Origin of the sequence: Pseudomonas sp. Gutcm_11s (genome assembly GCF_028649395.1) — a bacterium.
In the GTDB taxonomy this organism is placed as follows: Bacteria; Pseudomonadota; Gammaproteobacteria; order Pseudomonadales; family Pseudomonadaceae; genus Aquipseudomonas.
Genome location: NZ_JAQSUW010000011.1, coordinates 118231 through 141732, shown reverse-complemented (window position 1 = coordinate 141732; position 23502 = coordinate 118231). Strand labels below are relative to the sequence as shown.

The following is a 23502-nucleotide window of genomic DNA, read 5'->3' as shown; positions in this document are numbered from 1 at the left end:
GATGTGAATCGGGAAACTACAGGCTCTCAGGCAGTTTAGGCTGCGAGAGAACCTCCTTGAACGGCAATCCGGGTGTATCCGTGATGCCGCTGGCAAGCCATTGGCTGGTCAGGCTCAGAATCAGGTTCTTGGACCAGTCCGCCACCATCAGAAAATGCGGCAGCAGGGTCGACTGCTGCCACCACTGATCCTGCTGTACCGGCGCCAGGCTCACCAGCCCTACCAGCACTACCACCAGCAAAGCCCCGCGCGCCGCGCCGAAGACCATGCCGAGAAAACGATCGGTGCCCGACAGGCCGGTTACCCGGATCAGCTCACCGATGAGGAAATTGATCAGTGCCCCGACCAGCAGGGTCACGACGAAGAGAATGGCGCAGGCCGCGATAACACGCATCGACGGCGTATCGATGAAGTCCGTCAGGTGCTGCGAGAGGGCGCCACCGAACATCCAGGCGACTACACCGGCGATGATCCAGGTCAGCAGCGACAGGGCCTCCTTGAAGAAGCCGCGGCGCAGGCTGATCAAGCTGGAGATGGCGATGACGGCGATGATCGCCCAATCGACCCAAGTGAATGCCACGTTGCTGCCTACAGACGGGAAAGGCGGCGAATTCTAACAGAGCGGACCCGGCCGGGTAAGCCGGGGGCGCTATATGGCCGTGATAGAGGGAATCAGCCGTTTTCCGGCTGGAAGCGCACCACGAAACCCTTGAGATTCTGCTGACGGTTGAGCAGGTCACGCAGGCGATCGGCCTCGGCGCGTTCGATCACCGGGCCGACGAAGACCCGGTTCATACCATCGAAACTGCGGATATAGGCGTTGTAGCCACTGCTGCGCAGAGTCTGCTGCAGCTTCTCGGCACCGGCGCGACTGGACAGGCTGGCCAACTGCACCGACCAACTGATCGGCAGGTTGTTGGCGTCCAGACCACTGACCGGCTTCTGCTCGGCGGCGGCCGCCGCAGGCTTCGGTGCCTCGACCTGAACCTGGGCCGGCTGTACTGGCTGGCTCGGCGTGGCAATCGGCTCGCTGGGAGTCTGCGGTACCGGCTCGACCGGCGGCACCTCGTCCTCGGCCACCGGCTCCGGCACGACTACCGGGTCCAATGCCACCTCGGGCATGCTCGGCTTGTCCGGCATGGCCGGAGCGTCGACGACTACCTGGCGCAGCTCGTCCTCGCGGGAAAACAGCATGGGCAGGAAGATCACCGCCAGCGCCACCAGCACCAGTGCGCCGACGATCCGCTGCTTGAGCCCCTTATCCAGCACTGCCATTACCTGCCTCCGCCTGTTGGCCAAGCCACTCCAGGGCCTCGGCCACGCAATAGAAAGATCCGAACACGAGAATCTCGTCATCCTCGCTCGCCAGACCGCACTGTACCAGCAATGCCTCCCCGACGCTGGAGCAGGCGCGCACATCGGCGCCGAGATTGTGCAACGCTGCCTCTAGTTCGCCAGCCGGACGCGCACGCGGGCTATCCAGCGGCGCCACGGCCCAGCTCTGAATATCCAGTTGCAGCGGCGCCAGCACCCCTGGCAGGTCCTTATCCGCCAGCAGCCCGAAGACCGCCAGCCGGCGCCCCTCAAGCGGCCGAGCAGCCAGGCGCGCCGCGAGGTACTCGGCGGCATGCGGGTTGTGCCCAACATCGAGAAGAAGGTTCAGCGCCCTGCCCTGCCAGTTCAACTGGCGGCGATCCAGGCGCCCGGTGACAGCAGTAGCGCGCAGCGCCTGGGCCAGACGCTCGGGCTGCCAGGGCAAGTCCAGCACCGCGTATGCCTGCAGGGCGAGGGCCGCGTTTTCCATCGGCAGATCCAGAAGCGGCAGATCATGCAGCTCCAGCAACCGCCCCTCGGCAGTCAGACCGCGCCAGTGCCAACCACCCTCGCCCACCGTCAGGTCGTAATCGCGACCGCGCAGGAACAGCGGGCAGTCCAGCTCCGCAACTTTCTGCAGCAGCGGCAGCGGAGGCTCCAGATCGCCGCACAGGGCCGGCTTGCCCTGACGCAGAATGCCGGCCTTCTCGAAGGCCACGGACTCGCGGGTATCACCCAGCCAGTCGGCGTGATCCAGGCCGATGCTGGTGACAAGTGCCAGGTCGGCGTCGACCAGGTTGACCGCATCGAGACGGCCACCCAGGCCGACTTCCAGAACCACGGCATCCAGCCCGGCCCTCTCGAACAGCCAGAACGCTGCCAGGGTGCCCATCTCGAAATAGGTCAGGGATATTTCGCCGCGCCCAGCCTCAACGGCCTCGAAGGCTGCGCAAAGCTCCTCGTCGGAAGCGTCGCGCCCCTGCAGCTGAACCCGCTCGTTGTAACGCAGCAGATGCGGCGAGCTGTAGACGCCGACCTTGAGCCCCTGCTCACGTAGCAGGGACGCCAGGAAAGCGCAGGTAGAACCCTTGCCATTGGTACCGGTGACGGTGACCACCAGCGGTGCCGGCTTACCCAAGCCAAGCCGGCGAGCAACCTCGCGCGAACGCTCCAGGCCCATATCGATGGCACTGGGGTGCAGCTGCTCCAGATAACTCAGCCAGTCGGCAAGGGATCGACTCATGCAGTGGCCGCTGGGGTGGGCAGGTGCTGCAGTTGTGCCAGCAGGCGTGCCAGGCGCGGACGCAGATCCTTGCGGTGGATGATCATGTCGATGGCGCCGTGCTCCAGCAGGAATTCACTGCGCTGGAAGCCTTCCGGCAGTTTCTCGCGCACGGTCTGCTCGATTACCCGCGGGCCGGCGAAGCCGATCAGGGCGCGCGGTTCGGCGACGATGACGTCACCGAGCATGGCCAGGCTGGCGGAAACGCCACCATAGACAGGGTCGGTCAGCACGGAGATAAACGGAATACCCTCCTCGCGCAGGCGGGCCAGAACGGCGCTGGTCTTAGCCATCTGCATCAGCGAGATCAGTGCCTCCTGCATGCGCGCGCCACCAGAGGCGGCGAAGCACACCAGCGGGCAGCGTTTTTCCAGGGCCACGTTGGCGGCACGTACGAAGCGCTCACCGACCACGGCGCCCATGGAGCCGCCCATGAAGCTGAATTCGAACGCACAGGCGACCACAGGCATGCCCTGCAGCTTGCCGCTCATGGAGATCAGCGCGTCTTTCTCGCCAGTCTCTTTCTGCGCGCTGGTGAGGCGATCCTTGTACTTCTTGCTGTCGCGGAATTTCAGGCGATCCACCGGCTCCAGCTCGGCGCCCAGCTCCTCACGACCGTCCTCGTCGAGGAACAGGTCCAGGCGAGCGCGCGCATCGATGCGCATGTGGTGGTTGCACTTGGGGCAGACGTCCAGGGTCTTTTCCAGCTCTGGACGATAGAGCACGGCGTCGCAGGACGGGCACTTGTGCCAGAGCCCTTCCGGGACCGAACTCTTCTTGACCTCGGAACGCATGATCGAGGGGATCAGTTTTTCTCTCAGCCAGTTGCTCATGCTTATCTCCGTAGCTGTTGCAGGGCCCTCAAGGGCCCAAGCGAATCTGATTCAGGCCAGGCGCAGCTATCGCCACCCTCCGGCCGGGGCAATGGCTTATGGACGGCAGGCATCCGCTCGTCGTCACATCAAACGCCACGCGCCGCGCGAATGAACGCGCCAATCTTTTCCGCATCCTTGATGCCTTTGCTCGCCTCGACCCCACCACTGACATCCACCGCATAGGGACGCACCTGGGCCACCGCCCCGGCGACGTTGTCCGGACGCAGGCCACCCGCCAGAATCACGGGCTTGCTCAATGTCCGTGGCACCAGAGACCAGTCGAAAGCCTCTCCGGTTCCGCCAGGAACGCCCTCGACATAGGTATCCAGCAGAATGCCCTGGGCACTTGGATACGCATCCACCTGAGCAGCGACATCGTCGCCAGCCTTGACTCGCAGAGCCTTGATGTAGGGCCGATTGAAACCCTCACACTCCTGCACAGACTCGTCGCCATGGAACTGCAGGAGGTCCAGCGGTACACGGGCCAGAATGCGTTCCAGCTCGGCACGCTGCACATCGACGAACAATCCCACCGTGGTCACGAACGGCGGCAGCGCGGCAAGAATGGTGCTCGCCTGCTCGACATCGACCGCCCTGGGACTCTTGGCGTAGAACACCAGGCCAATGGCGTCGGCGCCAGCCGCAACGGCAGCCAGGGCATCCTCAACCCGAGTGATTCCGCAGATTTTGACGCGAACGGCTGTCAACGTGCAGGCACCTTCTGGAAACTAAAAATCGATGGTAGCAAAGCCGCGATGCAGTTTCAGCCGAAGCTTTGCGGCAATGCAGAAAGGAAATGCGGACCCAAGTAGCGCTGCGGCAACTCGAACTCCTGCGGATACTCCACCTGTATCAGGTACAGACCGTAAGGGTGTGCGGTCACGCCCCCCGCACGCCGATCACGAGCCTCGAGCACTTCGCTTATCCAGCCCGGCTCGCGCTCACCTGCACCGATGGTCATCAGCACGCCAGCAAAATTGCGCACCATGTGATGCAGGAAGGCATTGGCGCGCACGTCGATGACGATGAAGCGACCATGCTCGATCACCTCCAGGTGATGCACGGTCTTCACCGGCGACTTGGCCTGGCATTGCACGGCGCGGAACGAGGTGAAGTCATGGGTGCCGACCAGATAGGCAGCAGCCTCGCGCATGCGCGCCACATCCAGCGGCCGGTGATTCCAGGTAACCTCTTCGGCCATGTGTGCCGGGCGAATCTGGTCGTTGTAGATCACATAGCGGTAGCGCCTGGCGAAAGCCTTGAAGCGGGCATGGAAGTCCGCCGACATGACCTTGGCCCAGGTTACGCTGATATCCGGAGGCAGATTCGCATTACCCCCCATGATCCAGGCCTTGAGGGGGCGCTCGACGCGGGTATCGAAATGCACGACCTGGCCACTGGCGTGCACGCCAGCGTCGGTGCGCCCGGCGCACATCAGGTTGACAGGCTCAGCCGCGACCTGCGACAGCGCCTTTTCCAGAGCGGCTTGTACCGTCGGCACCCCGCTATCCTGGCGCTGCCAGCCACGATAACGCGCGCCCTTGTACTCGATACCGAGGGCTATTCTGAAAACGCCAGGGGCGGCCACTTCGGCCGCCCCTGGTGATACTGCATCAATCATGAATCAACTCAGTTTGCCGATCAGCTCGCGCGCTTCCTGCTGCTGACCTTCGCTGCCCTCGGCGATCACTTCGTCGAGGATATCGCGGGCGCCTTCACTGTCGCCCATATCGATGTAGGCACGAGCCAAGTCCAGCTTGGTGGCGGTTTCGTCGGTACCCGAAAGGAAGTCGAAGTCGTCATCCATGTCCAGACCTGCGGCGGAAGAAGTCGCTTCCGGCTGAGCAGCCGGCAGCTCGTCGGCCAAACCGTTGCTCAGCTGATCCAGCTCTGCAGACACCTCATCCAGTTGAGCAGCGAAGCTGTCTTCAGCCGGAACCGCAGGAGCCTCATCGGCCAGCGACAGATCGAAGTCGGCCGGCATATCCAGATCAACCTCGGCACTCGGAGCTGGCGCGGCCGGAGTGATCGGCTCGTCATCCAGGCTCAGCATGAAGTCATCTTCAGCGGCGATCTCGGACGGCTTGCTCTCAGTCTCCAGATCCAGGCTGAAGTCTGCCAGATCGTCGCCGAGGGACAGGCTGTCACTGGCGCTATCAGCACCCAGCTCCAGATCGAAGTCCAGATCAGCGGCAGCGCTGGTCGGCGCAGCCGGAGTATCGAAGTCCAGACCTGCGTCCAGCTCCAGATCGTCCAGAGTCGCTTCCGCAGCAGCCGGGGCCACCGGCTCGTCGAGGCTTACATCCAGGTCGTCCAGGCTCAGGTCGAAGGAGTCGTCCAGATCGGCGGCAGCCGCTGCTGGCTGGGCCGCAGCAGGCTCGTCCAGTGTCAGATCATCGAGGCTGAAACTGTCCAGATCATCGGCAGCTGCAAGCGCGCCACCAGCAGCCAGGGCAGTCGCAGCCATGGCCGGGTATTTGGCCTTCAGCTGGTCTACCGCGCCGGAAGCACCACCGATCTCACGCAGCTCCTGCTCTTGACGAGCGAAGCCATCACGATCACCCAGCTCGGCATACACCTCCATCAGCTTCAGACGCAGATCGCTGCGCTGCGGCTCATCGTTGATGGCGTTCTGCAGCAGCTCGGCAGCCTGAGTGAACTTGCCGTAGGCGATGTAGATATCGGCCTCGCCCAGCGCGTCGGCAGTCTGCGGAGCAACACGCTCCTCGGACTCGCGCACCAGAGTCTCGTCAGCAGCGTCGTCGAGACCTGCGAAACTGTCGTCCTGCAGATCCATGTCGCTGGCGAAGGCATTGTCCGACGAGTCACCATTCAGACTGCTCTGCAGCTCGGCTTCCTTCATCGCATTACGACGCGACAGCACCATCAGACCAACCAGCAGCAGCAACAGCGCACCACCACCTACCGCACCGAGCAGCATGGGGTTGGCCAGGACCTGATCGAGCAGGCCTTGCGGCTCCGGCTCTTTGGCTGGAGCGACTGGCTTGGCAGGCTTAGCCGGCTTGGCGGCTTCTGCGGGTTTGGCAGGCTGAGGAACTACAGGCTTGGCCGGCTGAACGGCAGGAGCCTCGACAGCTGGCTTGGTAGGCTCGGTCTTGGCCGCACCTTCTTCGTAATTGAAGTCAGTGGTTGCCGGCTTCTCGACGGGCTTCGCCTCGGCCGGCTTGGCATCAGCCACCGGAGCAGCAGGCTTGGCAGCTTCCGACTGGGCAGGAGTCGTCGGTGCCACAGGCGCCACAGGTGCAGCGGGCTGGGCAGCAGTAACAGCGGCCTTGTCCTGCTGCGCCAGATCGGCCTGCAGCTTGGCCAGCTGACTGTCTTTCAGGTCAACCAGGCGCTGGGCCTTGTCCAACTGGCTTTGCAGATCGGCCAGGCGCCCTTTCAGCTCCTCGCTCTCGCGACGGCTGGAGTCCAGGCTTTCCTTGGTCACGGCCAGCTGGTCGCTGAGTGCCTTGCTGTCACCCTTGCCCTTGTCGCTGCCGGCAGTGGACTTGCCACTGTCCGCCGACACCAGCTTCAGGCTGTCCTTGGCATCGGCCTTGGCCGGCGCAGCGCCAGCGCTGTCGCGCTTGGTCGCATCCAGCTGACGCGAAGTGCTGGCGGCAAGGCTACGGCCTTCACGCCAGGCATTGTTCTGCTCGGTGACCTGAGCCAGAGCCTCGCTCTGGCTGCGGTTCTTGACCTGGGCATCGGTTGGCAGGCGCAGCACCTGACCGCTCTTCAGGCGGTTGATGTTGCCGTCGAGGAATGCACCCGGGTTGAGATCCTGAATGGCCAGCATGGCCTGGTGCACGGAGCCACCCTGACGGCTGCGCTGGGCAATTTCCCACAAGGTGTCATTGGACGTGGTCTTGTACTGATCGCCATCGATCTTGCTGGCAGCTGCGGGAGCGGCTGCCGGAGTCGGTGCGACCGGAGCAGCCGGACGGGCCGGAGCGCTGGCGGACGGAGTCACCGGGCGCGGAGTCGGTGCAACAGTCTGCGGGCGCGGCGCCGGTGCAGTGGCGACCGGCAGGCGCGGAGCGGCGCTGACCACCGGCGTCGGTGCATACATGGGCGGATCGAGCAGCAGGGTGTACTCGCGCAGCAGGCGGCCGTTCGGCCACAGCACTTCGACGAGGAAGTTGACGTAGGGCTCGCGCACCGGCTTGGTCGAGGTGATGCGAATCACGCTCCTGCCGTTGGCCTTGATGACCGGGGTGAACTTGAGATCGGTCAGGAAATACTGACGATCGACACCTGCCTTGTTGAACTCTTCCGGCGAGGCGAGCGCGGGGATTACTTCGTTGGGCGCCAGATCGCGCACTTCGAGCAGCTCGATTTCCGCCACCAGCGGCTGGCTCAGCGAGGACTGCAGGTCGATTTCCCCTAGTCCCAGTGCATGTGCCGTACCCGAGGTCAGCGCGGAAGCAGCCGCAATTGCCAGCACCAGTTTGCGAACCCGAACCATAGCGTAATCCCTTGTTTTATCTTTTTTTCTCGTTGAACGAGAGGATTTGAAGCGCGCTGCCTGCACCCACCCGAAAGCGGCTCCCCGTCAGCGAACTACCAAAACAGTATTGCCAAGCTAGAATAATTCTTCAAATTTGGGGCTAAGTATCTTTTACAGATAGTGTTTTATCAACAACTCACCAATTTGCACAGCATTGAGCGAAGAGCCTTTTCGCACATTATCTGACGCAATGCACAAATTGAGCTCCGCCGGGTCATCCATGCCGATGCGTAGCCGCCCAACATACAGCTCGTCCTGCCCCACCGCGTCACCAACCACGGTCGGATAATCGCCCTGCTCCACCAGCTCGATACCACTCTGCTGCTCCAGCAGGCGGGTGATTTCCGGCAGATCCACCGGCGCATCCAGTTCCAGGGAAACTGCCAGGCTGTCACCGAAGAACACCGGCGCCACGGCGCAGCTAACCGAGACCTTCAGCCCGTCGACCGCCAGCACCCGCTTGAGATCGCGGGCGATCTGCAACTCCACCTTGGCGTGACCACCCTCGCCCAGCGCGCCAGCCTGAGCCAATACATTGAATGCCACCTGGCGATCGAACTGCTGAGGCTCCAGCGGGCGCATGTTGAGCAGCTCGGTAGTCTGGCGAGCCAACTCGGTTACCCCGGCACGCCCCAGGCTGGAGACCGAGAGCACGGCATTCAGCGTGATCCGGCGCAGACCAAGACTGGTACGCAGCGGCGCCAGCACGGCGGCCAGAGCGGTGGCGACCGGAGCCGGGCTTACTAATAGGAAGGGAGCCGTCGCCCCACCGAGCAATTCGCCGTTGGCCTCGGGCACGATGGGCAGGCCGTGCTCCAGAGCCCCGCTCAGATCGATCACCGAGCAGCCGGCGCCATGGGCCTGCAGCGCGCACTGTCGGCTGACCTCCTCACCAGCGGCGAAGAACGCCAGCTGCACCTGGGCGAAATCGAAGCCAGCCAACTCCCGCACCCGCAGATTCTTGCCACGGAACGGCACGGCCTGACCGGCAGAATCGCCACCGGCCAGCAAATGCAGGCTACCGACTGGGAACTCGCGCTCCTCCAGGAGCTGCACCAGGGCTTCGCCGACGGTACCGGTGGCGCCGATCACGGCGATATCGAGGGTCTTGGACATCGGAAAACCTCAAGGCAATAGCGGATTGGCCGGCACTCTACTCGCCCGGACCGGAAAATAAAAAGGGCCGGTCAATGACCGGCCCTCTGGCACTACGCTGGCGCTCAACGCTCCAGCAGGATACGCAGCATGCGGCGCAGCGGCTCGGCCGCGCCCCACAGCAGCTGGTCGCCGACGGTGAAGGCGCCAAGGTACTGGGTGCCCATGTTGAGCTTGCGCAGGCGACCGACCGGTACGCTCAGGGTGCCGGTGACGGCAGTCGGACCGAGGTCGCGAATGCTCGCTTCGCGGGTATTCGGCACCAGCTTGACCCAGGGATTGTGCTGGCTGATCAGGCCTTCGATGTCAGCCATCGGCACGTCCTTGTTCAGCTTGATGGTCAGCGCCTGGCTGTGGCAACGCATGGCGCCGATGCGCACGCACAGGCCGTCCACCGGGATCGGGCTCTTGAAGCGACCGAGGATCTTGTTGGTCTCGGCCTGGCCCTTCCACTCTTCACGGCTCTGACCGTTGGGCAGTTCCTTGTCGATGTAGGGGATCAGGCTGCCGGCCAGCGGCACGCCGAAGTTGTCGACCGGGAACGACTCACCGCGCATAGCCTCAGCGACCTTGCGGTCGATGTCGAGAATGGCGCTAGCCGGGTCGGCCAGCTCATCGGCCACGGACGCGTTGATCGCGCCCATCTGCTTGATCAGCTCGCGCATGTTCTGCGCGCCGGCGCCGGAGGCCGCCTGGTAGGTCATGGCGCTCATCCACTCGACCAGACCGGCTTCGTACAGACCGCCCAGGGCCATCAGCATCAGGCTGACGGTGCAGTTGCCGCCGATGTAGTTCTTGGTGCCAGCGTCCAGCGACTGGTCGATGACCTTGCGGTTGACCGGGTCCAGCACGATCACCGAGTCATCGGCCATGCGCAGGCTGGAGGCCGCGTCGATCCAGTAGCCGTTCCAGCCGGCTTCGCGCAGCTTGGGGAAGACTTCGCTGGTGTAGTCGCCGCCCTGGCAGGTCAGGATCACGTCGAGGGTCTTCAGCTCGTCGATGCTGTAGGCATCCTTCAGCGGGGCGACGTCCTTGCCAATCGCCGGGCCTTGGCCGCCGACGTTGGAAGTGGTGAAGAACACCGGCTCGATCAGGTCGAAGTCACGCTCTTCCAGCATGCGCTGCATGAGCACGGAACCGACCATACCGCGCCAACCGATCAGACCTACACGTTTCATAACGACTCACACCTCTATAAGCGGCTCCGTCCTGATAGCTGGACGGGGCCGGAAAGATTACAGACTACGCAGCGCCTCGACTACCGCATCACCCATGGCGGCGGTACCGACCTTGGTCTTGCCTTCCGACCAGATGTCGCCGGTACGCAGGCCCTGATCCAGCACCAGGCTCACGGCCTGCTCGATGGCATCGGCTGCAGCAACCTGGCCAAAGCTGTAACGCAGCATCATGGACACCGAGAGGATGGTCGCCAGCGGGTTGGCGATGCCCTTGCCGGCGATGTCCGGGGCGGAGCCGTGGCACGGCTCGTACATGCCCTTGTTGTTGGCATCCAACGAGGCCGACGGCAGCATGCCGATCGAGCCGGTGAGCATGGAGGCCTCGTCCGAGAGGATGTCGCCAAACATGTTGTCGGTGACCATCACGTCGAACTGCTTGGGCGCACGCACCAGCTGCATGGCAGCGTTGTCGACGTACATGTGCGACAGCTCGACGTCCGGGTAGTCCTTGGCCACTTCCTCGACCACGGCGCGCCACAGCTGGCTGGAAGCCAGCACGTTGGCCTTGTCCACCGAGCACAGCTTCTTGTTGCGCACGCGGGCCATGTCGAAGCCGACCTTGGCGATGCGGCGAATCTCGCTCTCGCTGTACGGCAGGGTGTCGTAGGCCATGCGCTCGCCGTTCTCCAGCACCTTGCTCTCGCGCGGCTGGCCGAAGTAGATGCCACCGGTCAGCTCACGGACGATGAGGATGTCCAGGCCGGCGACCACTTCCGGCTTGAGGCTGGAAGCCTCGGCCAGTTGCGGATAGAGGATGGCCGGGCGCAGGTTGCCGAACAGGCCCAGCTGCGAACGAATCTTCAGCAGGCCGCGCTCCGGGCGGATGGCCGGATCGATAGTGTCCCACTTCGGACCGCCAACGGCGCCGAGCAGCACGGCATCGGCAGCGCGCGCGCGATCCAGGGTCTCGTCGGCCAGCGGCACGCCGTAGCGGTCGATGGCGGCGCCACCCAGGTCATCGAAGGACAGCTCGAAGCCCAGCACGTACTTGTCGTTGGCCAGGTTCAGCACCTTGACCGCCTCGGCCATGATCTCCGGGCCGATACCGTCGCCAGGGAGAACCAGAATCTGCTTGCTCATGGATGTTCCTTGATTACTTGATGGCGCCGAACAGCCACGGGCTGCTCTGCTGATGTTTGCCTTCGAAGGCCTTGATCGCCTCAGCGTCCTGCAGGGTCAGGCCGATATCGTCGAAACCGTTGAGCAGGCAGTGCTTGCGGAAGGCATCGACCTCGAAGTGGTACTGCACGCCGTCCGGACGGGTCACGGTCTGCGCCGCCAGGTCCACGGTCAGCTGATAGCCCTCGGTGGCCTCGGCCTGCTGGAACAGCTCGTCCATCTCCTCGTCCTTGAGGACGATCGGCAACAGGCCGTTCTTGAAGCTGTTGTTGAAGAAGATGTCGGCGAAGCTCGGCGCGATCACGGTACGGAAGCCGTACTCGTCCAGCGCCCATGGCGCGTGCTCGCGGGAGGAGCCGCAGCCGAAGTTCTCGCGGGCCAGCAGCACGCTGGCGCCCTGGTAGCGCGGGAAGTTCAGCACGAACTCTTTATTGATCGGACGGCCGGAGCAGTCCTGGTTGGGCTGACCGACGTCCAGGTAGCGCCACTCGTCGAACAGGTTGGGGCCGAAACCACTGCGCTTGATCGACTTGAGGAACTGCTTGGGAATGATCTGATCGGTGTCGACGTTGGCGCGATCGAGCGGCGCGACTAGACCGGTGTGCTGGGTAAAGGCTTTCATGTTCGGTCTCCTCAGGCCTGGATCAGTTCACGCACGTCGATGAAACGGCCGGTCACCGCGGCGGCGGCGGCCATGGCCGGGCTGACCAGGTGGGTACGACCACCGGCACCCTGACGGCCTTCGAAGTTGCGGTTGGAGGTCGAGGCGCAATGCTCGCCACTGCCCAGCTTGTCCGGGTTCATCGCCAGGCACATGGAGCAGCCCGGTTCACGCCACTCGAAACCGGCCTCGATGAAGATCTTGTCCAAACCTTCCTGCTCGGCCTGCGCCTTGACCAGGCCGGAGCCGGGTACGACCAGCGCCTGCTTGACGGTCGCAGCGACCTTGCGACCCTTGGCCACCTCGGCAGCAGCACGCAGGTCTTCGATGCGCGAGTTGGTGCAGGAGCCGATGAACACGCGATCCAGCTGGATATCGGTGATCGCCTGGTTGGCGGTCAGGCCCATGTACTTCAGGGCACGGGTGATCGAATCCTTCTTCACCGGGTCAGCCTCAACGGCCGGGTCCGGCACGTTCTGGTCGACGGCCAGGACCATTTCCGGCGAGGTGCCCCAGCTGACCTGCGGCTTGATGTCTTCGGCCTTGAGCTCGACCACGGTGTCGAACACCGCGTCCTCATCGGAGACCAGACCGCGCCACTGGGCCACTGCCTTGTCCCAGTCGCCACCCTTGGGTGCGAACGGGCGGCCTTCGACGTAGGCGATGGTCTTCTCGTCCACCGCTACCAGGCCGACGCGGGCACCGGCCTCGATGGACATGTTGCAGATGGTCATGCGGCCTTCCAGCGACAGGTCGCGAATCGCGCTGCCGGCGAACTCCAGCGCATGGCCATTGCCACCGGCGGTGCCGATCTTGCCGATCACCGCGAGGACGATGTCCTTGGCAGTCACGCCGAAGGGCAACTGGCCCTCCACGCGCACCTGCATGTTCTTCATCTTCTTGGCCACCAGGCACTGGGTGGCGAGCACGTGCTCGACCTCGGAGGTGCCGATGCCGTGAGCCAGGGCGCCAAAGGCACCGTGGGTGGAAGTGTGCGAGTCGCCGCAGACCACGGTCATGCCCGGCAGGGTGGCGCCCTGCTCCGGACCGACCACGTGGACGATGCCCTGGCGGCTGTCGTTCATCTTGAACTCGAGGATGCCGAAGTCATCGCAGTTCTCGTCGAGAGTCTGCACCTGGATGCGAGAGACTTCGTCGACGATGGCTTCCAGGCCACCCTGGCGCTCGGCCTTGGTGGTCGGCACGTTATGGTCCGGGGTGGCGATGTTGGCGTCGATGCGCCACGGCTTGCGCCCGGCCAGACGCAGGCCCTCGAAAGCCTGGGGCGAGGTCACTTCGTGGAGGATCTGCCGGTCGATGTAGATCAGCGACGAACCGTCGTCGCGGCGCTTCACCTCGTGCATTTCCCAGAGCTTGTCGTAGAGCGTCTTGCCGGCCATCTGCTATGTCCTCGATCAGGTCATGTGCTTGCTGAGGGCTTATAACCCTTCTGCTGATGTGGCGATCCTAGGGATTCGGATCAAATAACTCCAATTCATATTTTTTATTCAAAACATTCCTGACGGGAATGCGATGCGATATAAGACCGGCAACTACACGCCGAGCACCGACACATGGATCTGGCCAACCTCAACGCCTTCATCGCCATCGCCGAGGCCGGCAGCTTCTCCGAGGCCGCCGAGCGCCTGCACCTGACCCAGCCGGCCGTGAGCAAGCGCATCGCCGGCCTGGAGCAGCAGCTCGACACCCGCCTGTTCGACCGCCTGGGCCGCGAGGTGAGCCTGACCGAGGCCGGCCGCGCCCTGCTGCCACGCGCCTACCAGATCCTCAATGTACTGGACGACACCCGCCGCGCCTTGACCAACCTCAATGGTGAGGTGTCCGGCCGCCTGACCCTGGCCACCAGCCACCACATCGGCCTGCATCGCCTGCCGCCACTGCTGCGCGCCTTCACCCGGGCGCATCCGCAGGTGGCGCTGGACATCCAGTTCCTCGATTCCGAAGTGGCCTACGAGGAGATCCTCCACGGCCGCGCCGAGCTGGCGGTGATCACCCTGGCCCCCGAGACCCGCGAGCCGGTGCATGCGGTGCCGGTGTGGGACGACCCGCTGGACTTCGTCGCCGCACCCGAGCACCCGCTGGCGCGCAACGGCGCGGTGAGCCTGGCTGACGTGGCGCTGCACCCGGCGGTATTCCCCGGCGGCAACACCTTTACCCACCACATCGTCCAGGGCCTGTTCCAGGCTCAAGGACTGATCCCCAACATCGCCATGAGCACCAACTACCTGGAGACCATCAAGATGATGGTCTCCATCGGCCTGGCCTGGAGCGTGCTGCCGCGCACCATGCTCGACGACCAGGTGGTACGCCTGCCACTGCCCGGCATCCAGCTGCAGCGCCGCCTCGGCTACATCCTGCACAGGGAACGGACCCTCTCCAACGCGGCCAAAGCCTTCATGGCACTGCTCGACGAACAACGTCACTTGCCTTGTGAGCCGATCAGCGGCTAACGTGGCGGCATAACGATAAGAAAGACGCTTGCATGCCTCTACCATGCGCCTTGCAACCAGGCGGCCATGTCGTGCCAAGCACCGGACGAGAATCGCAATGTCCAAACCTAAGCTGCCGCCCTTTCCCTATATCCCAGCCCTGGATCCCGCCGAGTTCGAGAAGACCTGGCAGGACGCCCCGCGCCTGCTCGCAGCGCTGACCGGCGCGCACCTCGGCGCCTGGTACTGGGACATCGAGAGCGGCAGGGTCAACTGGTCGCGCGGCGCCCAGGCACTGTTCGGCCTGGACCCACGACACCCGCTGGAACATCAGGTCGACTACATCGAGCTGATCCCCGAAGAAGACCGCAGCATGGTCCAGCGCCTGTTCCAGCAGGTGCTCGACGGCAAGACCATTCCCGACGCGATGCACCATCGCATCCGCTGGCCGGACGGCAGCCTGCACTGGCTGGAAATCAGCGGGCGCGCGCAACTGGACGCCAACGGTCGCAAACAGGTCTTCGGGGTGATCCGCGAGATCACCGACCAACAGGAACAGGAACAGGCCCTGCGCGACAGCCAGGAGCGCCTGACCCTGGCCCTGGACTCGGCCAACCTGGGCACCTGGGACTGGCACATCCCCAGCAGCATGCTTTACGGCTCGGCGCGCGCCGCCACCCTGCACGGCCTTAGCGCCGAGCCCTTCCACGGCGAATTCAGCGGCTTCTTCCAGCATGTCCCCGAGGAAGACCGCGCGATCATGCGCAAGGCCTACCGCGATGCCGTGGACGGCGTACAGCGTGACTACCAGGTAACCTACCGCACGCGCCTGGAAAACGGCGAGATGCGCTACCTGGAGAGCACTGCCAAGCTTTACCGCGACAGCCAGGGCGCGCCCCTGCGCATGGCCGGCATCCTCATGGACATCACCGAGCGCGTGCAGCGCGAACAGCGCCTGGCCGCCTCCGAGGAAAAATTCGTCACCCTGTTCCAGGCCAGCCCGGACCCGATCTGCGTGACGCGCATCCGTGACGGCATGTTCATCGAGGTCAACCCGAGCTTCTGCCAGACCTTCGGCTGGCAGCCCCAGGAGATCGTCGGCCACAGCTCGGCCGAGCTGAGCTTCTGGGCCGACACCCAGCAGCGCGAGCAACTGTTCAACAAGCTGACCGAGCAACAGGGCCTGAGCAATGAAGAGGCGCGCTACCGCACCAAGGATGGCCACGAGCTGACCTGCGTGGTGTCCAGCCGCTTCATCCGCGTCGATCGCCAGCTGTGCATCACCACCACTTTCCGCGACATCACCGCGCGCCAGTCGGCCGAAGCCGCCTTGAAGGCCAGCCAGGAGAAGTTCGCCAAGGCGTTCCACTCCAGCCCGGACGCCATCACCATCACCGAGCGCGACAGCGGTCGCTACATCGAGGTCAACGAGGGCTTCTGCCGCCTCACCGGCTATCGCCCCGACGAAGTCATCGGCCGCAGCGCCCAGGAGCTCAACGTCTGGGCCCACCCCGAAGAGCGCGCGCGCATGGTGGAACTGGTGCGCAGCGAGGGTCGCGCCCACCACCTGGAGATGCATGGCCAGCACCGCGACGGCAGCATCAAGCTGGTCGAGGTCTCCGTCGAGCCCATCGAGCTGAACAACACCCCCTGCCTGCTGCTCAATGCCCGCGACATCAGCGAGCTGAAGGCCGCACAGGCCCAGGTCCAGCACCTGGCCTACCACGACCCGCTGACCAACCTGCCCAACCGCGCCCTGCTGATGGATCGCCTGACCCAGCAGATCGCCCTGCTCAAGCGTCACGCCCTGCACGGCGCGCTGCTGTTCCTCGACCTGGACCACTTCAAGCACATCAACGACTCGCTCGGCCATCCGGTCGGCGACGCCGTACTGAAGATGGTCACCGCGCGCCTGGAAGCCAGCGTCCGCCTGGAAGACACGGTGGCGCGCCTGGGCGGCGACGAGTTCGTGGTGCTGCTCTCCGGCCTGGAAGGCAGCCGCACCGAGATCAACCGCCAGGTCCGCCAGGTGGCGGAGAAGCTGCGCCGCCTGCTCGCCGAGCCGATGCTGCTGGACGGCCACCGCCTGCAAGTGACGCCGAGCATCGGCATCGCCCTGATTCCCGATCACGGCGACAACCCCACCGACCTGCTCAAGCGCGCCGACATCGCCCTGTACCGGGCCAAGGACTCCGGGCGCAACACCATCCAGATTTTCCGCAAGGCCATGCAGGACGCCGCCAGCGAACGCCTGCGCCTGGAGAGCGACCTGCGCCTGGCCCTGGCCCGCGGCGAGTTCGAGCTGTACTTCCAGCCCCAGGTGGACGCCCGCGACGGCAGCGTGATCGGCTGCGAGGCCCTGCTGCGCTGGCACCATCCGACCCTGGGTCCGCAGTCTCCGGCGCTGTTCATCCAGGTCCTGGAAGAGAGCGGCCTGATCCTCGAGGTCGGCGCCTGGGTCATCAGCGAGGCCTGCCATGCCACTTCCCGCCTGCTGCGCGACGGCATGATCAGCCGCGACAGCTTCCAGCTGTGCGTCAACATCAGCCCGAGGCAGTTCCGCCAGAACGACTTCGTCGAGCGCGTGGAACGCAGCCTGCAGCAGAGCCAGCTACCGGCACGCATGCTCAAGCTGGAGATCACCGAGGGCATCGTCATCCAGAACCTCGACGACACCATCGCCAAGATGCACCGCCTGAAGAAGCTCGGCCTGAGCTTCGCCATGGACGACTTCGGCACCGGCTACAGCTCGCTGACCTACCTCAAGCGCCTGCCGGTGGACGTACTGAAGATCGACCAATCGTTCGTCCGCGACGCCACCACCGACCCCAACGACGCCGAGATCATCCGCGCCATCGTCGCCATGGCGCGCAGCCTCAACCTGCAGATGATCGCCGAGGGCGTCGAGCAGCCGGAACAGCTGGAGTTCCTCCTGCAGCAGGGCTGCCACCAGTACCAGGGCTACCTGTTCAGCAAGCCGGTGCCGCTGCTGGAGTTCCACGACCTGCTGCTGGCCAGCCGGCGCGCCTGACGCCTGAAACGAAGAAGGGCACCCCTGGGTGCCCTTCTCTATTCGCCGCGAACGATCAGCCTTGCAGCACCGGCTTCTCGCCGCCGATGGGGATGCGCTTGGGCTTGGCCTCTTCCGGCACGATGCGCACCAGCTCGATGTTCAGCAGGCCATGGGCCAGCCCGGCGGACTTGACCTCGATATGGTCGGCCAGGCGGAACGACAGCTTGAAGCCACGCTGGGCGATGCCCTGATGCAGGAAGGTGACGCCCTCGCCGGCGCGCTCGCGCTTACCGCCGCTGACGGTGAGCACGCCACGCTCGACCTGCAGTTCGAGGTCTTCTTCACGGAAGCCGGCGGCCGCGACTACGATGCGGTACTGGTCGTCGCCATGCTTCTCGACGTTGTAGGGCGGATAGGAACTGCCGCTCTCGCTGCTGCGCAGCGCCGACTCGAACAGATCGTTGAAACGGTCGAAGCCCACGGAATGGCGGAACAGCGGGGCCAGGGAAAGGACGTTGCTCATGGTGCATCTCCTGAATAATCAGCAAGTATTGGGTCGCGGGACCCGACTTCGGCATCCCGCCTGAAATAGATGGGAGCCCCGCTGCGGATTTCAAGGGAGGGAGGAATCAGATGAACAAAGTGATGCTGATCACCGGCGCCAGCCGCGGCATCGGCGCCGCCACCGCCCGCCTGGCGGCTCGCCAGGGCTACGACCTGCTGCTGAGCTATCGCCAGCAGGCCCAGGCGGCCCAAGCGCTGGTCGCCGAGATAACCGCCAGCGGCGGCAGGGCCCACGCCGTGCAAGCGGATGTCGACAACGAAGATGATGTGCTGCGTCTGTTCGCCGAGCTGGATGCGCACTACGGCCGCCTCGACGCCCTGGTGAACAACGCCGGCATGCTGGAGAAGCAGATGCGCCTGGAACAGATGGATGCGGCGCGCTGGCAGCGGGTGCTGAGCACCAACGTGATCGGCACCTTCCTCTGCTGCCGCGAGGCGATCCGGCGCATGTCCAGCCGCCAGGGCGGCGCCGGCGGAGCAATCGTCAACGTCTCGTCCATGGCCGCCCGCCTCGGCTCACCCGGCGAGTACATCGACTATGCCGCGGCCAAGGGCGCGGTGGACAGCCTGACCATCGGCCTGGCCCGCGAGCTGGCGGGCGATGGCATCCGCGTCAACGCCGTGCGCCCGGGCCTGATCGACACCGACATCCACGCCGCCGGCGGCGAACCGGGGCGCATCGAGCGACTCAAGGGCAGCGTGCCGCTGCAGCGCGGTGGCACGCCGGAGGAAGTGGCGGAGGCGATCCTGTGGCTGGCCTCGGCGCAGTCGTCCTACTGCACCGGTACCTTCATCGATGTCAGCGGCGGCCGCTAGGCTCCGGACGATAAGTGTCTGCGCTCGGTGATGCTGCGTTAAAAACAGGCTCAGAATGCTCATTTACGACTTGTAAACTGCGCTTCTTCGCCTGTTTTTGCCTTGCCTGACCTTCGCTCGACGACTTCTCGCCCAGACCCTAGGCACTCTCGGCCAGGGCTGCCTCGGGCGCACCGAGCAGCTGGTCGATGCGCTGGCAGTCATTCTCCCGGCGCACCTCGGCGAACAGCGCCACCGCCTCCGGGTAGCTGCGGGTGAGCATCGCCAGCCACTGCTTGAGACGCCCCGGCGCGTAGCGCGGCGCCAGCTTGCGTCGGGCCTGCAGCCAGAAGTCCTGCAGCAGTGGCAGCAGCTCGTCCCAGCTCATCGGCACGACCTCCTGGCCAGCGCGGGCGGCGGCGATCTGCCGGGCCAGGTCAGGGCGCGAGACCAGGCCGCGGCCGAGCATGATGTCCTCGGCGCCACTGACCTCGCGGCAGCGCCGCCAGTCGTCCACGGTCCAGATCTCGCCATTGGCGTACACCGGCACCTTGACCACCTCCTGCACCCGCGCCACCCACTCCCAGTGCGCCGGCGGCTTGTAGCCATCGACCTTGGTTCGTGCGTGCACCACCAACTGGTCGGCGCCACCCTCGACCAGGGCCCGCGCGCAGTCCAGCGCGCAGTCCGGGCTGTCGAAGCCCAGGCGCATCTTGGCAGTCACAGGAATCTGCGCCGGCACGGCGCGGCGCACCTCTCGCAGGATGGCGTGCAGCAGCTCCGGCTCCTTGAGCAGCACGGCGCCACCACGCGACTTGTTCACCGTCTTGGCCGGGCAGCCGAAGTTGAGGTCGATCACCGGTGCGCCCAGGGTGCAGGCGAAGGCGGCATTGTCCGCCAGGCAGACCGGGTCGGAGCCGAGCAGCTGGACACGCATCGGCGTACCCGCCTGGGTGCGCGCCCCCACGGCCAGCTCGGGCGCCAGCTTGTGGTAGGCCGTCTCAGGCAGCAGACGGTCGCAGACACGAATGAATTCGGTGACGCACCAGTCGATGCCGCCGACACGGGTCAGCACATCGCGCAGGATTTCGTCGACCAGCCCCTCCATGGGGGCCAGGGCGATTTGCATGGAATGGTCCGCAGAAATAGGGCGCACAGTTTAAGGTGCCACTCGCGCGACGCAAGATGGTCCACACTGCAGGAGACCAAAGGGAGATTCACCATGCCGCGCTATTCGCTACTCGCTCTGTGCCTGCTCGCCAGCCTGACCCAGGCTGAGGAAACCCTGCCCCGCGGCGTTCTGGTGCAGCCACCGCAGCCGGTGGCAGGCGAGCCCGGACGACTGATCTTCAGCCGCGACAACAACGCACCGAACGCCTGCGACGTGGAGCTGTACGTCAATCGCGAGGTGGCAGCGACACTCGGCCCTGGCGAACGCAAGGCCCTGGACCTGCCCAGCGGCACCCTCAGTGTCGCAGTAGCCATCTCCTCCGCCGGCTATTGCGGCGGCCAGGGCCCCGGCCCCACGCAATCGGTGCTGCTGGGGCCGGGCGAGACGCGGCAGTTCGCGATCATGGTCAAGCCGGGGCAGGTATTCCTCGCCCCGCTGCTCAACTAGAGCTCTAGCGGATAGGGTTCCAGCAGCGCCTGGCCGTAGCCCTCGACGAACTCCACCGGCATGCGCTTGGGCTTGCCGCTGGACAGCTCGATGCAGACGAAGGTGGTCTGCGCGCGCAACAGGGTGCAGGCATCCGCCGGACGCCAGAGCTGGAAGCGCCGGGTCATCTTCAGCTTGTGGTCGGATTCGACGATCCAAGTGGCCATCTGCAGCTCCTCGCCCTCGTAGGCCGCCGCCAGATAGTCGATCTCGTGCCGCAACACCGCCATGGCTCGGTCCAGACGACGGTACTCGGTCAGGTCCAGCCCCAGGTGCTGCGAGTGGCGCCAGGCGCAGCGCTCCAGCCAGCTGACATAGACCGCGTTGTTGGCATGGCCCAGGCCGTCGATATCGTCGGCCACTACCTGCAGATCGATGACGAAGGGCTGCGGCAGATCCCAGCTCACGGCTTGGCCTCCAGGCTCGCCGCCAGGGCGCAGGCCTCGCTGGTCAGCTGGGTGATCTGGTCCCAGGCCCGCGCGCGGATCAGGTTGTCAGGCGCAATCCAGGTGCCGCCAACGCAGGCCACGTTGGGCAGGCGCAGGAAGCTCGACAGGTTGTCCGCAGTAATGCCACCGGTCGGGCAGAAGCGAATGCCGGTGAAGGGCCCCTTGAAGCTCTTCAGCATCTTCACGCTGGTATTGCCATTGGCCGGGAACAGCTTGAGCGAGCGGTAGCCGTACTCCAGCGCCAGCAGCACTTCAGAGGGCGTCATCACCGCCGGCAGGTAAGGCATACCGGAATCGTCCGCCGCCGCCGCGAGGCGCTCGGTGCAGCCAGGGCTGACAGTGAACTGCGCACCCGCATCACGGGCCTCCTGGAACTGCTCGGCATGGATCACCGTGCCCGCGCCCACCAGCAGATCCGGCAGCGCCTTGCGGATGGCCGCCAGGGCGTCCAGCGCCCGTGGCGTGCGCAACGTCACTTCCAGCACGCTGATGCCACCGGCATGCAGCGCCCGCGCCAGATCGACGGCCAGATCGCAGTCTTCGATCACCAAAACCGGCAACACCGGGCGGGCCCGCTGCAGCACCGCTTCCATGGTCAGGCTCATGTCATTTCCCCCTCATCGAGATTCCAGCCCCGGACGGCATTGTCTGCTGTGACGGCACCGGAGCGGGTCGGAGCACAACTCCGGCCCGCCGAATACATGGGGGGAGTGTAACGTTTTAGAGCAGCCCGCAGCGCGTTGCGTTCAAGCGTAATCAGGATGCCAGAGCCGTTGCGCTGACCACATGGCGCTCCGCCGCTGCATGCAAACCGGCATTGCCGAGCAGCTCCAGCACCGCCTCGATCACCCGCGGGTCTGCCAGCGATCGGCTGTGCCCGCCCGCATCCAGCGCCAACAGGCGACTCTCGCTCCAGGCCTGGTGAATGCTCTGCGCCTCAGTGAACGGCACCATGGGATCGTCCTTGGCGTGGATCACCAGGCCAGGGAAATCCAGCTGGTAGCGCTCCACATCCAACTGCGCTGCGGGCATGCCGGCGCTCTCCTCGACCATCCGCACGAAGCGCGCCCGCGCCTGCCGAGGCAGGCCGACAAAATGGGCGAAGCGGCGCAGCGCCCCGAGAATGCGCGCAGGAGCGGCGATAGTGACCAGCGCTTCAGTGCGCAAGCCTAGTTGCGTAGCCAGCAACGCGCCGGCACCACCCAGCGAGTGGCCGATCACCGCCTTCAGCGGCGGCAACTCGCTGGCGGCCTCCAGCAGAGCGCGGGCGAATAGCACCACGTTGGCCTCATGCCCCGGCGAATGGCCGTGGGCCGGGCCATCCAGGGCCACCACACCGTAGCCAGCGCGAACCAGGGCGCGAATCAGCTCGGCGAACTGGGTCGGCCGCCCTTCCCAGCCATGCAGCAGGAGCACCGCCGGCCCCTGCCCCCAGCGCAATGCGGACAGGCCGAAACGCAGCGTGATGCGCTCGGCATCGGCCAGCAATGGCAGCTCCCAGTCGCGCGGCGGCTGCCCATGCGGCGTAAGGAAGGCCCGGTGCATCTTGCTGGCTGCCACATCCGGGGCCAGGCGACCAATGGTGGCGTTGAAGCCACGAATCCAGCTCAGGCTACTCATCTCGCTTCTCCTTCCACAAAAGCCCGTCGCGCGGGCGCACCTCAGAGCACCGCCGACTTGGCGGCACGCAGAACTCGATCAGAGAGCTCTCCCTCGCCCAGCGCACGCGCCAGGCTCAGGCCACCGACCATCAGCGCCAGGTCCGCCAGGGCCTTGTCGGCGTCCTCCGGACTGCCGGCCAGCTCGGCCACCATCAACTCGACATGTTCGATCAGCACCGCCCGGAACGGCTCCGGCAGGCGATTGACCTCGCCCAGCGTGCTCGGCAGCGGGCAGGCATCACCGCCGGCGTCACGATGCCAGCGCGACAGATAGAAGGCTGCGGCCAGTGCACGCCGCTCTTCGGCGTTCAGGCTGTCGTCCAGGCGGCTGAGCATCTGGCGGCGGCGCTCGAGCAACTGGCGAAACGCCTCCAGCATCAGCGAGTCCTTGCTCGCGAAGTGGCCATAGAAGCCGCCTACCGTGAGACCCGCCGCACTCATCACCTCGCCCAGGACAGGCTCCAAGGGACCGCGCTGGATCAACGCCGCAGTGGCGGCATCGAGGATGCGCTCGCGGGTCTTCGCCTTCTTGTCGCTCATGACTGCCTCCATCAGATTATGGATTTAATATTATTGCCATAATAAAAACAGACAAGTGTTCTGCGCGACCATTCATCGGCAAAAATCAGATGCTAGAAAAACAAAAGGGCCATTCCGAAGAATGACCCTTGAAGTCCGCAAAACGCGGAAAGAAAGTGGCGTCCCCTAGGGGACTCGAACCCCTGTTACCGCCGTGAAAGGGCGGTGTCCTAGGCC

Annotated in this window: 22 protein-coding genes; 4 read left to right on the top strand and 18 right to left on the bottom strand. The window is 65.0% G+C overall.

Going from position 1 to position 23502, the window contains the following annotated elements; genetic code table 11:
* Positions 1–16: 16 nt before the first annotated feature.
* The 12 genes from PTT45_RS07495 to leuC form a co-directional block, all read right to left on the bottom strand.
* Complete coding sequence (locus tag PTT45_RS07495) at positions 17–580, bottom strand: CvpA family protein (protein WP_273812439.1); 564 nt, start codon at positions 578–580, stop codon at positions 17–19.
* Positions 581–672: 92 nt separating this feature from the next.
* Positions 673–1275, bottom strand: coding sequence for an SPOR domain-containing protein (locus PTT45_RS07490; RefSeq protein ID WP_273812437.1), 603 nt, complete (start codon positions 1273–1275; stop codon positions 673–675).
* Positions 1259–2557, bottom strand: coding sequence for a bifunctional tetrahydrofolate synthase/dihydrofolate synthase (gene folC / locus PTT45_RS07485; RefSeq protein WP_273812435.1), 1299 nt, complete (start codon positions 2555–2557; stop codon positions 1259–1261). The genes PTT45_RS07490 and folC overlap by 17 nt, the downstream gene beginning before the upstream one ends.
* A complete protein-coding gene (gene accD / locus PTT45_RS07480; protein WP_273812433.1) occupies positions 2554–3429 on the bottom strand; it encodes an acetyl-CoA carboxylase, carboxyltransferase subunit beta in 876 nt (291 codons plus the stop codon). The genes folC and accD overlap by 4 nt, the downstream gene beginning before the upstream one ends.
* 128 nt (positions 3430–3557) lie before the next feature.
* Positions 3558–4178 carry a phosphoribosylanthranilate isomerase gene (locus PTT45_RS07475; RefSeq protein ID WP_273812431.1) on the bottom strand — a complete coding sequence of 207 codons (621 nt, stop codon included), beginning with the start codon at positions 4176–4178 and terminating at the stop codon, positions 3558–3560.
* 56 nt (positions 4179–4234) lie between these two features.
* Complete coding sequence (gene truA / locus PTT45_RS07470) at positions 4235–5092, bottom strand: tRNA pseudouridine(38-40) synthase TruA (protein ID WP_273812429.1); 858 nt, start codon at positions 5090–5092, stop codon at positions 4235–4237.
* A 3-nt stretch (positions 5093–5095) separates the two neighbouring features.
* The gene (locus PTT45_RS07465) at positions 5096–7942 is read right to left on the bottom strand and encodes a FimV/HubP family polar landmark protein (protein ID WP_273812427.1); all 2847 of its coding nucleotides are present in this window, start codon (positions 7940–7942) and stop codon (positions 5096–5098) included.
* Between the two features lie 153 nt (positions 7943–8095).
* The gene (locus PTT45_RS07460) at positions 8096–9100 is read right to left on the bottom strand and encodes an aspartate-semialdehyde dehydrogenase (RefSeq protein ID WP_273812426.1); all 1005 of its coding nucleotides are present in this window, start codon (positions 9098–9100) and stop codon (positions 8096–8098) included.
* 104 nt (positions 9101–9204) lie between these two features.
* Complete coding sequence (asd, locus tag PTT45_RS07455; RefSeq protein WP_273812425.1) at positions 9205–10317, bottom strand: aspartate-semialdehyde dehydrogenase; 1113 nt, start codon at positions 10315–10317, stop codon at positions 9205–9207.
* Between the two features lie 57 nt (positions 10318–10374).
* Positions 10375–11457 (bottom strand): 3-isopropylmalate dehydrogenase, encoded by a 1083-nt coding sequence (gene leuB / locus PTT45_RS07450; RefSeq protein ID WP_273812423.1) that lies wholly within the window; start codon positions 11455–11457, stop codon positions 10375–10377.
* Between the two features lie 13 nt (positions 11458–11470).
* A complete protein-coding gene (gene leuD / locus PTT45_RS07445) occupies positions 11471–12118 on the bottom strand; it encodes a 3-isopropylmalate dehydratase small subunit (RefSeq protein WP_273812422.1) in 648 nt (215 codons plus the stop codon).
* 11 nt (positions 12119–12129) lie between these two features.
* Positions 12130–13557: a 3-isopropylmalate dehydratase large subunit gene (gene leuC, locus PTT45_RS07440; protein ID WP_273812421.1), complete on the bottom strand. Its 1428-nt coding sequence runs from the start codon at positions 13555–13557 to the stop codon at positions 12130–12132.
* A 174-nt stretch (positions 13558–13731) separates the two neighbouring features.
* Here leuC and PTT45_RS07435 point away from each other — a divergent pair, with 174 nt between their 5' ends.
* Positions 13732–14628, top strand: coding sequence for a LysR family transcriptional regulator (locus PTT45_RS07435; RefSeq protein ID WP_273812420.1), 897 nt, complete (start codon positions 13732–13734; stop codon positions 14626–14628).
* Between the two features lie 91 nt (positions 14629–14719).
* Positions 14720–17638, top strand: coding sequence for an EAL domain-containing protein (locus PTT45_RS07430; protein WP_443218163.1), 2919 nt, complete (start codon positions 14720–14722; stop codon positions 17636–17638).
* 55 nt (positions 17639–17693) lie between these two features.
* Here the strand turns inward: PTT45_RS07430 and PTT45_RS07425 are convergent, their stop codons facing one another.
* On the bottom strand, positions 17694–18143 hold the full coding sequence (locus tag PTT45_RS07425; RefSeq protein ID WP_273812418.1) for an Hsp20 family protein: 450 nt from the start codon (positions 18141–18143) through the stop codon (positions 17694–17696).
* Between the two features lie 110 nt (positions 18144–18253).
* Here PTT45_RS07425 and PTT45_RS07420 point away from each other — a divergent pair, with 110 nt between their 5' ends.
* Positions 18254–19000: an SDR family oxidoreductase gene (locus PTT45_RS07420; protein WP_273812416.1), complete on the top strand. Its 747-nt coding sequence runs from the start codon at positions 18254–18256 to the stop codon at positions 18998–19000.
* A 139-nt stretch (positions 19001–19139) separates the two neighbouring features.
* Here the strand turns inward: PTT45_RS07420 and PTT45_RS07415 are convergent, their stop codons facing one another.
* Positions 19140–20108, bottom strand: a complete 969-nt coding sequence (locus PTT45_RS07415) for a tRNA dihydrouridine synthase (protein ID WP_273812414.1) — start codon at positions 20106–20108, stop codon at positions 19140–19142.
* Between the two features lie 93 nt (positions 20109–20201).
* Here PTT45_RS07415 and PTT45_RS07410 point away from each other — a divergent pair, with 93 nt between their 5' ends.
* On the top strand, positions 20202–20597 hold the full coding sequence (locus PTT45_RS07410; RefSeq protein WP_273812413.1) for a hypothetical protein: 396 nt from the start codon (positions 20202–20204) through the stop codon (positions 20595–20597).
* On the opposite strand, the gene PTT45_RS07405 is transcribed toward PTT45_RS07410, so the two are convergent.
* The 4 genes from PTT45_RS07405 to PTT45_RS07390 form a co-directional block, all read right to left on the bottom strand.
* Positions 20594–21043: an acyl-CoA thioesterase gene (locus tag PTT45_RS07405; RefSeq protein WP_273812411.1), complete on the bottom strand. Its 450-nt coding sequence runs from the start codon at positions 21041–21043 to the stop codon at positions 20594–20596. The two genes, PTT45_RS07410 and PTT45_RS07405, sit on opposite strands and share 4 nt — an antisense overlap.
* Positions 21040–21690, bottom strand: a complete 651-nt coding sequence (locus PTT45_RS07400; RefSeq protein WP_273812410.1) for a bifunctional 4-hydroxy-2-oxoglutarate aldolase/2-dehydro-3-deoxy-phosphogluconate aldolase — start codon at positions 21688–21690, stop codon at positions 21040–21042. The genes PTT45_RS07405 and PTT45_RS07400 overlap by 4 nt, the downstream gene beginning before the upstream one ends.
* Positions 21691–21841: 151 nt before the next feature.
* Positions 21842–22705 carry an alpha/beta fold hydrolase gene (locus PTT45_RS07395; protein WP_273812408.1) on the bottom strand — a complete coding sequence of 288 codons (864 nt, stop codon included), beginning with the start codon at positions 22703–22705 and terminating at the stop codon, positions 21842–21844.
* Between the two features lie 41 nt (positions 22706–22746).
* The gene (locus PTT45_RS07390; RefSeq protein WP_273812406.1) at positions 22747–23286 is read right to left on the bottom strand and encodes a TetR/AcrR family transcriptional regulator; all 540 of its coding nucleotides are present in this window, start codon (positions 23284–23286) and stop codon (positions 22747–22749) included.
* Positions 23287–23502 lie beyond the last annotated feature (216 nt).

What these genes read in the sequence shown, in the direction of transcription:
- PTT45_RS07390 (WP_273812406.1), bottom strand. Translation starts at nt 23,286, where the DNA reads ATGAGCGACAAGAAGGCGAAGACCCGCGAGCGCATCCTCGATGCCGCC.
- PTT45_RS07465 (WP_273812427.1), bottom strand. Translation starts at nt 7,942, where the DNA reads ATGGTTCGGGTTCGCAAACTGGTGCTGGCAATTGCGGCTGCTTCCGCG.
- leuC (WP_273812421.1), bottom strand. Translation starts at nt 13,557, where the DNA reads ATGGCCGGCAAGACGCTCTACGACAAGCTCTGGGAAATGCACGAGGTG.
- PTT45_RS07410 (WP_273812413.1), top strand. Translation starts at nt 20,202, where the DNA reads ATGCCGCGCTATTCGCTACTCGCTCTGTGCCTGCTCGCCAGCCTGACC.
- PTT45_RS07395 (WP_273812408.1), bottom strand. Translation starts at nt 22,705, where the DNA reads ATGAGTAGCCTGAGCTGGATTCGTGGCTTCAACGCCACCATTGGTCGC.
- folC (WP_273812435.1), bottom strand. Translation starts at nt 2,557, where the DNA reads ATGAGTCGATCCCTTGCCGACTGGCTGAGTTATCTGGAGCAGCTGCAC.
- PTT45_RS07425 (WP_273812418.1), bottom strand. Translation starts at nt 18,143, where the DNA reads ATGAGCAACGTCCTTTCCCTGGCCCCGCTGTTCCGCCATTCCGTGGGC.
- leuD (WP_273812422.1), bottom strand. Translation starts at nt 12,118, where the DNA reads ATGAAAGCCTTTACCCAGCACACCGGTCTAGTCGCGCCGCTCGATCGC.
- PTT45_RS07460 (WP_273812426.1), bottom strand. Translation starts at nt 9,100, where the DNA reads ATGTCCAAGACCCTCGATATCGCCGTGATCGGCGCCACCGGTACCGTC.
- truA (WP_273812429.1), bottom strand. Translation starts at nt 5,092, where the DNA reads ATGATTGATGCAGTATCACCAGGGGCGGCCGAAGTGGCCGCCCCTGGC.
- PTT45_RS07435 (WP_273812420.1), top strand. Translation starts at nt 13,732, where the DNA reads ATGGATCTGGCCAACCTCAACGCCTTCATCGCCATCGCCGAGGCCGGC.
- leuB (WP_273812423.1), bottom strand. Translation starts at nt 11,457, where the DNA reads ATGAGCAAGCAGATTCTGGTTCTCCCTGGCGACGGTATCGGCCCGGAG.
- PTT45_RS07415 (WP_273812414.1), bottom strand. Translation starts at nt 20,108, where the DNA reads ATGCAAATCGCCCTGGCCCCCATGGAGGGGCTGGTCGACGAAATCCTG.
- PTT45_RS07400 (WP_273812410.1), bottom strand. Translation starts at nt 21,690, where the DNA reads ATGAGCCTGACCATGGAAGCGGTGCTGCAGCGGGCCCGCCCGGTGTTG.
- asd (WP_273812425.1), bottom strand. Translation starts at nt 10,317, where the DNA reads ATGAAACGTGTAGGTCTGATCGGTTGGCGCGGTATGGTCGGTTCCGTG.
- accD (WP_273812433.1), bottom strand. Translation starts at nt 3,429, where the DNA reads ATGAGCAACTGGCTGAGAGAAAAACTGATCCCCTCGATCATGCGTTCC.
- PTT45_RS07420 (WP_273812416.1), top strand. Translation starts at nt 18,254, where the DNA reads ATGAACAAAGTGATGCTGATCACCGGCGCCAGCCGCGGCATCGGCGCC.
- PTT45_RS07490 (WP_273812437.1), bottom strand. Translation starts at nt 1,275, where the DNA reads ATGGCAGTGCTGGATAAGGGGCTCAAGCAGCGGATCGTCGGCGCACTG.